10 protein-coding genes are annotated in these 13533 nt (G+C 55.4%); 4 read left to right on the forward strand and 6 right to left on the reverse strand.

The window, feature by feature from the left end:
- Positions 1–154: 154 nt before the first annotated feature.
- Positions 155–1693 carry an RNA-directed DNA polymerase gene (locus tag AC1DTN_RS07640; protein ID WP_477920285.1) on the forward strand — a complete coding sequence of 513 codons (1539 nt, stop codon included), beginning with the start codon at positions 155–157 and terminating at the stop codon, positions 1691–1693.
- Between the two features lie 21 nt (positions 1694–1714).
- Here the strand turns inward: AC1DTN_RS07640 and AC1DTN_RS07645 are convergent, their stop codons facing one another.
- From AC1DTN_RS07645 to AC1DTN_RS07660, 4 genes are all read right to left on the reverse strand, one after another.
- A complete protein-coding gene (locus AC1DTN_RS07645) occupies positions 1715–2803 on the reverse strand; it encodes a HigA family addiction module antitoxin (protein ID WP_477920286.1) in 1089 nt (362 codons plus the stop codon).
- A gap of 44 nt (positions 2804–2847) precedes the next feature.
- A complete protein-coding gene (locus tag AC1DTN_RS07650) occupies positions 2848–3180 on the reverse strand; it encodes a type II toxin-antitoxin system RelE/ParE family toxin (protein ID WP_477920287.1) in 333 nt (110 codons plus the stop codon).
- Positions 3181–3295: 115 nt separating this feature from the next.
- Positions 3296–4060 (reverse strand): LEM-3-like GIY-YIG domain-containing protein, encoded by a 765-nt coding sequence (locus tag AC1DTN_RS07655; RefSeq protein ID WP_477920288.1) that lies wholly within the window; start codon positions 4058–4060, stop codon positions 3296–3298.
- A gap of 214 nt (positions 4061–4274) precedes the next feature.
- Positions 4275–5378: an HNH endonuclease gene (locus AC1DTN_RS07660; protein ID WP_477920289.1), complete on the reverse strand. Its 1104-nt coding sequence runs from the start codon at positions 5376–5378 to the stop codon at positions 4275–4277.
- Positions 5379–5529: 151 nt separating this feature from the next.
- On the opposite strand from AC1DTN_RS07660, the gene AC1DTN_RS07665 reads away from it, so the two are divergent.
- Positions 5530–6522: a site-specific integrase gene (locus tag AC1DTN_RS07665; protein ID WP_221130422.1), complete on the forward strand. Its 993-nt coding sequence runs from the start codon at positions 5530–5532 to the stop codon at positions 6520–6522.
- A 925-nt stretch (positions 6523–7447) separates the two neighbouring features.
- The gene (locus tag AC1DTN_RS07670; RefSeq protein ID WP_477920290.1) at positions 7448–8449 is read left to right on the forward strand and encodes a hypothetical protein; all 1002 of its coding nucleotides are present in this window, start codon (positions 7448–7450) and stop codon (positions 8447–8449) included.
- 578 nt (positions 8450–9027) lie between these two features.
- Here the strand turns inward: AC1DTN_RS07670 and AC1DTN_RS07675 are convergent.
- On the reverse strand, positions 9028–9288 hold the full coding sequence (locus AC1DTN_RS07675; RefSeq protein WP_477920291.1) for a hypothetical protein: 261 nt from the start codon (positions 9286–9288) through the stop codon (positions 9028–9030).
- A 203-nt stretch (positions 9289–9491) separates the two neighbouring features.
- Here AC1DTN_RS07675 and AC1DTN_RS07680 point away from each other — a divergent pair, with 203 nt between their 5' ends.
- A complete protein-coding gene (locus AC1DTN_RS07680; RefSeq protein ID WP_477920390.1) occupies positions 9492–10058 on the forward strand; it encodes a recombinase family protein in 567 nt (188 codons plus the stop codon).
- A gap of 112 nt (positions 10059–10170) precedes the next feature.
- Here AC1DTN_RS07680 and AC1DTN_RS07685 read toward each other — a convergent pair whose 3' ends face one another.
- A complete protein-coding gene (locus AC1DTN_RS07685; RefSeq protein WP_477920292.1) occupies positions 10171–13527 on the reverse strand; it encodes a DUF499 domain-containing protein in 3357 nt (1118 codons plus the stop codon).
- Positions 13528–13533 lie beyond the last annotated feature (6 nt).

A 13533-nucleotide genomic window follows, 5' to 3' on the forward strand; every position in this document is an offset into this window, starting at 1 on the left:
CCCGGGATTTTCTGATTTCTCTCGATCTTAGATGCCGGTGCCGAAATTGGCTAGGGCCACACTCTCGGCACGTCAAGTCAGTTTCCCTTCGCTAAATGTTTACAACCGGCGCCGCTCTGTGACAAACCTTGGCAACTTCACGGAGCAGTTATCAATGCCGCATCTTGACCGCCAGGCGCTGCTTTGGAGCCTTGAGCACATCACTGCGCACGGCGATACAGATATTTTTCCCTATCCCTTTGAGTTCGAGTTTTTGCGAGAAAAGAAGGAAGAGATCGCCGACGCTCTTGCTACGGAGAATACTGCAACCTTCAGACCGCTAAGCCCGCTGGACTCACTCATTCCGAAGAGTCGCCACGGATTCCGTGTAGCTCATCAGCTCTACCCAACTGACGCTATATTCTTGCTGGCCGCCACTTTCTCCATCGGGCCTCAGATCGAAGCAGCGCGAGGCGGGGCAGACCGGCCGGGTTTCTCTTATAAATTTGAGCCTGGTGAAGAATTTGCAATGTTTGCCCCCTACTGCAGGTTTGGGAGTTGGCTTCAAAGCCAATATGTTCGCACCATGTTCGCTGAAGGCGAATACACCCATGTGGTCGAAGCCGATATCTCAGATTTCTATCAGCGGATCTATCATCATCGCCTAGATAATAGTTTGCTGGAGGCTGTTGGCGACACTACCGAGACACGGCTCATCCGCTCGTTTCTTAGGGATATTCGCGCCCGACAATCTTTCGGTATTCCGGTGGGAGGGAACGCGACGAGGCTATTAGCCGAGCTCTCTCTCGTGGACATTGATCGTGCACTGCTGGGCGAGGGTTACGAGTTCACGCGCTACGTGGACGATTTCAGAATATTCATCAAACCAGATCAGGACCCCTATAACGCCTTAGCCTTTCTCGCAGACAATCTTTGGTCAAGTGAAGGGCTTTCACTAGCGTCAGCGAAAACGCGGGTAGTGTCGTTCGAGCAGTATCGCGAGCAGCTAGAGCTCTCTAGCGGAGAAGACGCCAGTCAGGCTGAGGAGTCGGCGGCAGAGCGCTTGCTATATGCGCTCTACGACGCAGAAGAAGGCGATCAGCCTCCTGAGGATTTGGTGAATTTAGACTTAGTTGCGGAAATGTATGCTGAGATAGCAAAAGAGTTTTGGGATCTCGGCAAAATACGAGTCCTTCTCCGGTGCATGAAGTTAACTAGAGACGCGAATGCCGCGAATTTTCTTAGGGAAAACTACTCGATTTTGATGCCTTTTGCAAAAGAGCTTGTCCTTTTAATGGAGGAGCTCGTATCCAGCGGAGATATTTCCTTCCAAGATCTAGAAGGCGCTATCATCGACCTTATTTTAACACCAGCAATCCGGCATTTGCACGTCACTCGGGCATGGTTACTGGAGTTATTCGTTCGTGGCGTGATATCTATAAGTGCCGCTCAGGCAAGAAGGCTCGACGTATTAAGCGATACTTTAGACCAACGGGCGTTATTTAAAATTCGTGCCCGTCTTGGTGAGGTCCACTACTTTCGCCAAAGGAAAGCCCGAATTCATGAACTGACACCATGGCTGCAGCCTGCTTTTCTGTATTCTGCAGCGTGCTTGCCAGCGGAAGAGTATCGAACCTGGCTTGGCAATATTCGGCTAAACCTAAATTTTCCCTTGTCGTCGCTCTTTGTCGACTGGGCTCGCGCTCGCAGGTGAACTCTTATGACCAGGCATGGATTATTCGGCCCACTCAAATTTCACCTTAAGCCCGTTCAAATTGCGGTAAGGGATAGCGCCACAGTGTTGAAGCATTCCAACCACTATGCCGGGGTGGATCTCAACTTGTTGGGCGAAGGCCTTTACTGCCATCTCAGATCGCGGATTAGATTTCTTAAAAGCTGCAAACTTAGCTCTACCCACTAGCTTTTCTTCGGCCCAGGAATCAGCTTCGTTCTCTACTCCGTCGCCTTCGCCGCCCTTATCATCAGCGAACGCTCGTCCCTTATGAAGCGTTATGTGAGCGGCTTCGTGGAAGAATGTCCACCAGAAGTGGTCATTACTTTTCATTCTCAGGGACATCTGAATGATTGCTCTGTCGCCCTCGAGCCATCGCGCGGAACCGAATAGGCAGGTCTTCGAAATCGGCTTCTCAAGCACAAACGCCACGCCAGCGCTACGGCATAGATCCACCATCCGGGGATAGAAAATATTTGGTTCGCTTGTTGTCAGCTTACGGATTTCGAGCACAGCGTTCGCAAACTTTTCGGCGTCGAACGTCGGCAGATTCATCCCACGCGCCTTCTTCTCTCCGAGGAGCAGCCACGCAGCAACGTGATATTGGCTGGTATCGAAGGCCTTAGATTGTCTATGATGGACAGCTAAATTCGCCCATCTCGCGCCGAAAGCATGCGGGGTTCCGACGGCAAAGAACTCTAGCAGGGAACTAAGAAGTCGGCCGTTATCATTGGTCGCGGGCAGTGCACCACGATCTTTAAGTTCCTTGATTGGGAACTTGGAAAGAACTTGACCCGCGTCTGCCAGTGCCCGGTTGTTTACGGCCTTGGCTTCATGGAGATCCCACTTAGCCTGTAAACCCGTCCAGACGCTCGCCTTTAAACCAAGAACGCGTTCTAATTTCAGTGCCGTGTCTGCCGTCACCGGGTTGGTGCCGTTGATGATAGTGCTGACATGCTTCGGGCTCATGTCCGCGAGCCTGGAAAATTCGGCTTGGGACCACCCGCGATCCTCAAGATACTCAGCAAGATGTTCGCCTGGATGAGTTGCCCAATCTGGCGCCCAGTCTTCCTTCTTCGCTACAATAACCATCACCTAATCCCATCGCCATTCATTGCTTGAAAGGTCATATGGCATCAATGGTAGTCAACAACACCGCGAATCCGAATCGCGACAACGGCGGCACGGTCTATGCCACCGTCATCACGTATCGGAACCGGGTCATGATCCGGCTCAAAAATCAGCCGCCAATTCCCAGTGATAGCTACCGCGAAACAACCAGTCCATTCACCATCAAGCTGATGGCATCGATCTGGCGATTCAGTCGGGACCTCGCTTAAATTGTTTGCCTGCTCCAGCACCGCTAACCGCAATTTCAAGCGGCCGGCGCGATCACCGTATGCCTTCCTCAACTCCTTGTCAGACTCCAACTGACGTCGAAGTTTGCCATTCGCAAAATCGATATTCATCAGCTGCTGCCCGTTACCCAATAAGTAATAGAATCGGAATCGTTACGCAATAGGTAACACGGCCGCGCAAAACTTTAAAGTTTGCCTGTCTCAGGAGAGCGATCGGCCATGTCTTTCAACAATTCCAAAACCGGACGGGATTTTGAACGTGCTTGAGCTCGGGGGTCGTTATCCGCTTTCCTCTCGCACCAACGTAGAGATCCCATATCTCTTTCGGTGCCTCCCTCCCGACGAAGCCGAACCTATTTGCCTCAGATCCGTCGGCATAAAGAATGTCCGGGAAGTTGTCGGTAGTCGCGGCCATCCACCTCTCGGCCTCGAACGCTCCTACAACCACACCGCGGACAACAGCGAGCACATACTGAGCATTCTCAGCGCGTGACCTTGAAATTCTCCAGCAATAGCGGACGAAATTGTAGATTGCTCGACGATCGAACCTGTTATCAAGCTTGTTGATGTTGACCAGCAAGAGGCGATGCTCCGGGTTCGAAGGAAATGCCGGCAAGCTGTATTTGTCCACGATCTCGACATGGTTCATGGGACCGCGGTCGCTGCTGGCGTGGCCACCTTGGGTGTTGGTGAGGCCTGGATAGGCATCGATCAATGCAGCCTCGACCTCAAAGATCGCTGCCTCAGGTATCTCATGACGATGGATAACATGTAGCACCTCGAGCCCGGCGTTCTTTATCGCCCGGATGCGATCGAGCTTTGATCCTAGTGCCTGGTTATCGTCATCTGCTGAGTATGCGACGCCGGCGGCATGATCGAATACGCGATTGTTACGACCTTTACCGACGTAAAACGTCTCCCCGTTCCGCGGATCGATAAGGCGATAGACATAGTTGCCAAGCCGCTCGCATACTTCTTCAGAAAATCGCACGGCTGCCCCTTAGTTCAAGCTGATGATCTTCGCGGGCGAGAGTTCTGAAACTTCTTATCTCCGCCGACCGTTCCCTTGCCTGGCATGGATGTGCCAATCGACTCTCTAAGCCAGCACTGCTTGAGCAATTTACGCAAGAACAAGCTAGCAGACGCGATCGATGAAACTTTATGAGTTTTGAGCCCAGGGTTGCCGCTGACCTTGCGGAGGGGTTCTATATCCGGCGGAATGGCCAACGTGGCTCCGTCCCATAGTGTTCTCGCCTATGACAATTAGCACAAAGCGCAATAGAATTTTCAAGGGTATCGTCACCGCCCAGCGAAAGCGGCAACTTGTGATGAACCTCTAGGTATCCGGTCCGATCGATCCTGCGATTGAAAGGTGCTGCTTCATGACATCCTTGGCATCTACCTTTTGCAATAAAAAGCGCCTCGGCTACAACATCAGCATTTCTATCGAAAATGTCACAAACCACCGTTCGTTTCTTCGCTTTTTTCGGTGCATTTTTTAGACGCCTTTGACGGTCCTCCGCATTCGAAGCCGAAGATTTCGCGACCTGGTCAGCGAGCTCCTGTTGGGCAGTCTCGAAGGTCGTAAGCTTTTGTGACGTCATCAGCGCCTGTCGCTTAAGCTTAAACCACTTTCCGCCTCCATCAGCATCCTCGCACACCTCAAGGTTTCGAAATATTCCTTTGAAGGTAAATGGAATTCCCTCCTTCTGCCGGACAAAGCAGAAAATGGCTTGATCTGGGTCATCTATAACAAGCCTGTTTGTGCTCGAATCTACAGAGAAAACCCCGGACTTCGCCTGCAGATACGACTTCAGCAATTCATTCGGTTCAAGCCACTCATTCCGATACTTTTTCCCGCCAATTGTTGTTTTAAGAACAGTCCTTTGAGCTCCGTTCCTCGTCCGGGCACGCAATATCCCTCCGGACCTTGTGTCGTAGCTTTCTGTGAGTATGCCGATATCATAGATCGTATAGTCGCCGCCCACAATCAATTCGTCGATGAATACGTTGTCATCTACATGTCCAAATCGCAATTTGAATTCTGGTATGATTGCTTCAAATGTAAGAAAATCCATTTGTCTTAGCATAATAGAAGTATTTGTAATTTTGTTATCTTCTTCAAATCGCATTATATATCTTTTTAGATCGCCGAGGGACGTGAATTTACTGACCCAGATCTTCGTGTTCTTAATCTTATCCGCTAGTTCTTTCAGATTTTTGTTGTCCGGTTCTGCCTTCCGACGGGCCAAAACAGGTTCGAATATTCTCTCGTCAATGAACGAAACAGCTTGCGGCAGACTGCTCAAGCGAAATCCTCCTTGTGGAATGCTTCTTAAAATTGCATCCGAACATACAATATTGAGTTACATTTTTCTCGGCCCGGAAAAATGCTCTCGCAGGATTGGCACCTTTCGAGGGGCATCCTACGCGTGATCTTCAACATCGATTGGAGATCACATGGCGACGATCAGGAAACTCAGAGGACGCTGGCAAGCACAGGTTCGTCGGCGCGGTATGAAGCCTCGGGCAAAAAGCTTTGATAGCAAGTCAGAAGCCGAAAAGTGGGCACGCGAGCTAGAAAGCCAGGTCGATCGCTTCGGTGTTGCACCTGACACCAAGATCCTGGAAACCACAACGCTGGGGGACTTACTCAAACGTTACAAGATCGAAGTATCACCCACCAAACGCGGATGCGTCCAGGAGATCCAGCGCATTGACGTGCTAGAGCGTCACGAGATTGCGCACAGGACACTTGTCGGCCTTTCACAGCCGGATATTGCATCGTTTCGCGACGAGCGTCTTAGCAGCGTAGCTCCATCTACTGCGGTTCGCGAAATGGCGATCCTTAGTCACGTCATCGAAGTCGCGATGCGAGACTGGGGCTTTCCTCTCAGCCGCAACGTGGTCAAGCTGGTTCGACGACCAATCATTCGCAACGAGCGCAAGCGCCGCTTGGAAGGTGACGAGGAGCAGCGCCTGCTCGAGGGTTGCGACAGTGGCAAAATCGCCTTTATGAGGACTTTGCTTATCATTGCCATTGAGACAGGGATGCGCCGCAGCGAAATCCTCGGTCTGACGTGGAGCGACATTTCTCACAACCGCCGCGTCATCACGCTAGAAATGACGAAGAACGGGTCCGGTCGCGAGGTGCCAATGACGCAGCGTGCGTTCGATGCGTTTTCCAGGTGGAAGGAAAATGCGCCCGTAGATGAAGCCAAGATCTTTCCCATAACCCCCGGCTCTTTTGAACAGGTTTGGCGACGTCTTCTGAAGCGCGCGAACATCACAGGACTGCGGTTTCACGATCTTCGCCACGAGGGCGTCAGCCGTCTGTTCGAGCGCGGGCTAAACGTGATCGAGGTTTCCACGATTAGCGGTCACAAAGAGCTCCGGATGCTCCGGCGCTATTCGCATCTGTCCGCCGACAATCTGGTCTCCCGCCTCGGCTGATGCGCTTAGGATTTAGTCTTGACCTTTACATATTGCGGTTCGCAGCAGCAATTATGTAAAGGTCAGGACTCCGCAATCTTTACAAATGCATACTTTAGGTTGTGTGTCGCCTTGACATGAAGCCTGAAATCCTCACCAAAACCGTCACGACCTTTACGTCAAGTTTACGTTTTCTTTACAAAACACCCTGAAATCAGCAATTTTGCTTCTGATGTAAAGGTTTCTCGGCCCGCTTTGGTTGCAGTGAGTTCCGGTTTTGGTCCAGGTTAGAGCATTGCGAATGCCAAAACCGCAGGCAAGCCGCGCTCGACGTGGTCCGAGATTGCGGGGCACGTGTCGGAACCCTTGATTGCCAGCACCGAAAACATATCCGTCGACGTTTAGCATGTCCTGCCACCTGATGGGGCGACGACGATTGCTTGCTCCGTTTGCACAAACAATCTGAGCCCTGATTGATCTGGCGTCGTTCGAATCTCCATTGCGCCTGCCTCAGATGGACGGTGAGCGGAACGGCGCTGTCCTTCTGTCCAGATCAATCCAGTGCTGCGAAACCTCCCTTGCTCGGACCAGGTCGATAGCGCTTTGCTACTCCTGGCGCCAGCCGACATCGAAGTCCTAGAAATAATCAAGCTTCTAGATGGGGATGCTTTCCGTGCTGGCGACGATCCAATCGCCCTAACCTCCCATGCCGAAATCGATAGAGAAGCTCACAGGTGAGCACGGTTGGTTGGGCAGCACTTCCTTCATTCAGCGACACGGATCTCGCCAGTGCGAAACCTCGAGTCCAGGAACCCAGCCACCGGCAGACACTTTCTGTCACGATCGCAGCGCTTCGATCGGGATCTCGCTATAACCCAAAACAGGTAAGCGCTTGCCCATCGTTAACAGCACAGCCGGACGACCACCCTCGTCCGAAGGAGAACTCATGTCTTTCTATTCGAAGTCGTCCAACCAGCGGCTTGACGATAGTCTTGAAGCGATGCGTCTGGTTATGCCGGATGTTCTGGAGCGTGAGCGCGAAGTTGCGGACAAGAAGTGGTTCGCATACCGCTTCATGACCCCTCTCGCTGCGACTAGGCACTTTGCGACTTTATACAGCAAGGGCTTCAAGGCTTACATCAGGTTTAACCGCGATCGGGACGAAGCCGAACTTCGCCAGGGTTTGGGATCTCGTATTTTTCAGAAGTCCAACGGCTCTTTGACCGAACTCTGGCGTGCGCGCCAGCGCGCGGACGAACTCGGTCTCCCCTATGAACTGCTCATCGAGTTCGGCTTTGAATTCGCCCGCAAGGGCGGATGGAAGAATGCGCCGCGGCCGATGCAGTTATTCGGCTCTGCCGACTCAGACATTGCCTGGCCTCTTGAGATGGAGAAGTTTCTGAACGATCGGTTGCCTCACGTGATCGATCGGCTCGCCGATCTTCCACAGTATCGCATCGAGAACTACCGGCACTTGCCGGTTCAGAATGAATTCCGCTCCTACCTGATTGACCATATTCGTGCCTCCACGACGCCTTGGGCATTTCGGCTGACCGGGCCGTGTCTAGAGAAGCGGCATCTTCCGCTGCTGGTGGCAATCAAGCTCGTGCCCAAGGACCAGCGGTGGCGCATCATGACCGAACTGCGCGTTGAGCAGGAGAGCGAACTGACCATTCAAGCACCTCGGGAAGCGCTCCCGCAGATCGCGCTAGTGCCAGCCTGTTTTGGGTTGATCGCGGCCTATGCTCCTGCCGTATCACCCTGCTCATCATGCGCTTTCAGTGCGAGGTGCCAGCCTATGGGCAAGGTTGTGGCCGCCGCGATGATCAAGCGGCATGGCAGCGTCTCCAAGCTAAAGGATGAGCGGGATCAGACTCGCAAGGCCGGACAGCGGAGGCGGACCGCGAGGTGGCGGGCAAAAAAGGAGTTGATAGCCTCTATGTCGTAACCGGAAGCTATTTGACCGCCCGGAGAGATGCTATCTGTGACGGTTCGCCAAATATGTCTTCTATCTACTTTAATATAGTAACATTTTGGCAGACCGTCACAACTCACTACCTCCGGCCAAACGTTTCCGCCCCTCAACTCAAACTAATCGATCAGTGCGCCGGCGCGGCGCACTGCCCCTTTCCTATATCCATCGAGGTAACCATGAACGTAAGCATTCTCGACATTCGCCGGTTCTTCCGTAACCGCTTCGAATATTACGTGGACAACACGGATAGCTTTGGCGCGGACGGGTGTGACGAATCTCCGCTGACGCTCCGGGAGCTATGCACGACTCTCGAGAACGACCTGGAGCCGTTCCCGCGTCACTATAATCCCGACATGCGGAAGGTCTGCGGTCACGAATACCTGACCTGGTTCCGGGAGGAGCGGAGTTATGGCGACGTCGCACGTCTGCTTAACAGGGTGTTAGCGGGAGAGGACGGTCATATGCCGCTTGTAGGAGGACGGTGGGTGCACGCAGTTCTGAAGGGCTCTCACCCTGGCGCCGCGCTATAACCGACAAGAAGCTGGAGCGACTCAATCAAGCCAGGGTCGCTCTGGGTCCCTCGGATTGGCAACGAATTCGCTTCCTGAACGCCGCGGGTGCGATCTATCTCGTTTGCGTGTGGAGGATCGATCGGCCGGCGAGATGGAAGCGACGACGATCAATGCGACGAAGCTAAAGAGGAATCCCAAGGCAAACCATCCAAACGGATCACGGTTCTTGTTCGCCGCGATAATCGCGCATCCGCCACCGAACACGACGCCAGATGCAAAAATGATCAATGAAATGTCCATGCATCCTCGCTGATCGAGTCTAGACGTGACCCGCGAGAGCGAAAGGGAACCTTTGTCCGATAGAGGTCAGCTGTAACTGCTGACTCGGTCGCATCCTGTGGTTTCAAGGGCTTCCGGCGCAGCTCCATTTAATGACCGACAGAGCTAAATGGTTCCTTTATGTCAATCGCTTAGCAGCAATCGAGAGCATGAGGGTATTGGAGATGAAGCTGGTTGGTTACGCCCGTGTGTCAACGGTCGAGCAGAACCTCGATATGCAGGTTGCCGCATTGAAGGCCGCAGGTTGCGCGGAGATCTTCACTGATCTGGGACTATCCGGTGCCGACTTCCAGCGTCCTGGTCTGCTCAAAGCTCTCAGACAAATTAAGAGAGGTGACATGCTTGTCGTTTGGCGGCTCGACCGACTTGGGCGCTCCCTTGTCGATCTGATACAAACTGTGAACGGGCTGTCGAAGCGAGGTTGTGACTTCCGATCGCTGACCGAGAGCATTGATACGTCATCATCGGGCGGAAGGCTGGTTTTTCACATGATGGCGGCGATGGCAGAATTCGAAAGAGCCATCATCAGCGAGCGCACCAAAGCGGGGATGGAAGCTGCCAGAGCGCGAGGATCTCGCATCGGACGTCGCCCGTCGATGACCGAAGTGCAGACTGACGCTGCAAAGCAAGCTGTCGAGATCGACCTAGAGCCGATCTCCGAGGTGGCTGCGAGGTATCAGGTCCATCCGAAAACGCTGGCTCGTGTTCTACGGGGCACCCGGATCGAATAGCGTGTCGAAGTCTACAGAGAGAGTCACTGGCACGTTTGGCACGTCGAGAGCTGCAAAGCAACATTTGCGACCACCAAGCCAGCGAGTGAGCTCCGGTATGTCGGCCGCAACATCAATCATCAAAGCCAGTCGATTCCGGTTTAAATTTCAGCTGTCTCGCGTTATCTCGAATAATACTGACCTCGCCACTATCAAAGCCATCAGTTACCGTTGCCTCGATCTCAAGTGTTAATGTCACCTTGGCTCCCTGCGTGCGCTGCAGCTCCATCACGACAGCGTTGAGTATGGCGTCGAACGATTTTACCGGGCGAATCATGTCGATCTCGACCGAGCCATAGAAGCGTGTTGGCCTACTCGGCCCGATAGGTTCCGAGACGACGGGATCCGTGCCGCGAACTGGTGCTGCCGGCTTGCCTGGTGCCGTTCCAGTTGGTTCTCCTGGGGTTGATACCGATCTGGCGACTGCTTCCTCGTCAATCTGCCGCCGGGCTTCAGTCTCCCGCACGATGACACCCGTCGAGAGATCAAGGCTCGCCGGCTCCCTGGCCCAAATAAGCTTGTGATATTTGCCAGTCGCTTCGTCGAAGCTCTCAGCATATCCGAACTGGGGATCGAGCTTCGCCAGCGAATCGCGAATTGCGGCCTCGAGCACGACCCGGTCGCGCAGCTTCGGTAGGTAGACATAAGACGCGAACCAGTTGGCGATCTCCGCTACCGGCAGATGCGGTCTGTCCTCGGGCCAAATCGGCTTCAGCGCGAGCCAGAGACGCTCGGTGCCGAGTTTCTCCAGTGCTACTCCATCGGCCTTCGCTTTATCGTAGAGCATAGCCGGAATTGCAGGTCGATCGCGTGAAGAGACCTGGTTGTGCTCGAGTTCGAAGGGTTTGCCAGGCGTGTCACTCTTGACTGGGTGAAGAATGTGGCTCCAGGCGGCTCTTATGGCCTTCTGAGCGGACTCCCGGCTCGTCTTGGCCTTGTCCTTCGCATCCGCTGACTGCGCTTGCGTCATCTGTTGTTGCAGCCGGTCGTCCGCAGCGATAGACGCCCAGGCGATAGACTTGCGCATCACTTCGCGCGCCGTGTCGAGCTGCGCCACATCGGGTGCGACGAAGACCAGCGTGTTCCTGAAGCGCCTCTGTGACGAGCGGCAACGCGTGAGGGCGTCATCGACTGTCTCGGTCGCAGCAGACTTCTCCGCGCCGCGACCAGCATGCGGATGGGCCGGGCCGAGAATGACGAGGGATAGCGCCTGAGCTTCGTCGATCGTGACTGGATCATCAGGCGCGGCGAAGACACGATGGAAGCCACTCGCGGCCCTGGCGTCGTCGCGCAGCACATCCGCGATCGCGGCATCGACTTCGTGGTCGGGAAGTGCCCTGGCCCGATCGTCCGCAAGCCGGTTGAGTGTCGGCTGCGTCGAGAACCAATATCGACCGGCCTCTTCGTATAGGTAGGTGGCGCGCTCCGTAAGTTCGCGTAGCGCCTCGCCGAAGATCGCAAGCTGGTCGCCTGGCTCTGCGCAGGCGAGCCGTAGACCTTGGCCCGTTACTCCGGCGTTGGGTTGACCGACCAAAGGCGCCGAGCAGACGAACACGGCGCGTGCGGCACGCGAGGCTGCGCGCGCCTGCGAGATTCGGCGGGACGGGTTGGCCTCCATCAGGTTAGGCAGCGAACCGTCACCGTCGACCTCTCTGTCGACGACGGCGCCAAACGCGGGATCAAGCGGATAGAGCACACTTGCACGCACGCGTTCGTTGCTGACCGGGATCCGGGCCGGCAGGATCATCGGATCGCGCGACTGCCCATGCCAGAGCACGCCGACGACGTTCGCCATGAAACGCAGCACGCCGCGCGTCCGCTGGAATTTCTCGAGGCTCGCCCAATCCTTCGAGAGGCGATCGAAAAGCTCGGGGTGAATCGGATAGGAGAGCCGCAGGAGCTCGAGATAGCGGGCCTCCTTGGCTGCCGGCGGAAACTCTGCGGCGTTGGACCTATAGAGATTGTGGAATGCCTTGGTAGTCTCGTCGCGCGCCTTCTCTCCCTCGACGTCCAGCGGCTGGAACAGGCGGCGCCGGATAATCTCGTAGGTCTCGTCGCCGGAGGCCGGGAGCCAGGCAGACTGCACGCGTCCGAAAATCTTCTCGAGCCGCAACAACGCCCTCACGCCGCGCTCGCCACCCGCCTCGGCATTGCTCTCGGGCAGCGAGCCGACGATCAATATGCCTGGCACCATTTTGGCGGCCTCAGTCAGCGACTGAATGAAGGACAGCAGCGCCTCGAAGCGATCCTCATCGAGTTGCCGGGCGAACATGGTCAGCTCGTCGAGCAGGATCACGCTCGGCCCAGCGAGCCTGAACAACTCGACCATCAAGCCGGAGCCTGGACTGGTTCGGGCAGCCTCGGCCTCGGCGACCAGCTTCAGCCCCTCCTCGCCGGCGATGCGCCAGGCGATATAGCCCCAGAGCGTGTGCAGGCGTGGGCCGTCCTTGATGTTTAGCGAGACATCGACGCCCTTCGAGGAGCCGACAAACACCGAGATCTTCGGCTTCTGCAGGGATGTGACACCGGCGCGATCAAGGATCTCGGCAAGGCCCGGGAGTGCGCGAGGATCGCCGCCGTCCTGGAGGTGCTTCACGAGATGGAAGAGCGCGAGCATGGTGTGCGTCTTGCCGCCGCCAAACGCGGTCTGCAGGCCGATCACCGGGTCACCGCCCGAGCCACCCAGGCGCTGCACCGCGGTTGTAAGGACGCGCTTCAAACCCTCGGTAAGGAAGGTGATACCGTAGAAGGCGGAAGGCGTTGCATAGCCCTCGCCGGCAAGGCCAGCGTCGACGGCAAAAAGGTCGGCGGCGAACTCGGCTTCCTTGAAGCGGTTGGCGATGACGTCGGGGTGCGGCAGAGCCACCTCGATCCAGGGCTTCAGCGCGCCAGTGGAAGGCTCTGGAGCCGTCAGGCCGAGCTGCGGCTGAACGGCTGCCTCCACCACCTTGTGGACGGCCGGGGTTGCCGGATCGACCTGGCCTGACTCGATGCCGGTGGTGCGTTGCGCCGCATAGGCGGACTTCACTTTTTCCAGTGTCGCAGTGGGCGCCTTGAGGATCTCGGCGAGTTGCAGCATCGCAAACAGGTAGTTCAGCGCCTCGGCGTCGCTGAGCGGCAAGTTGAGGTGGGAGGTTGCATTGCGTGCGTCAAAGGCGACGGAAACATGGTTGCGCGCCTTGTGCATGATCTTGCGGTCGAAGCAGGCGTAGAAGACGTCGTTCCAATTGTCGATGACGGTCTTGAGCAGGCCATAGGCGTCGAGCGGATCGTTCGGACCGGAACCAGAGGCCCGGCTGGCATAGTGAAGCCAGCGCGGCCCGTGCTTCTTCTTCATGTTTGCTTCGACGAAGCTCTCGAGCACCGGTTTCAGGACGAAATCCAATGTGTCGCGAACCCGCTTCGTGCCTTCGATGTCTTCTCCCGCCATGGTCAG

Source organism: Rhizobium sp. 01T444 (genome assembly GCF_056398305.1).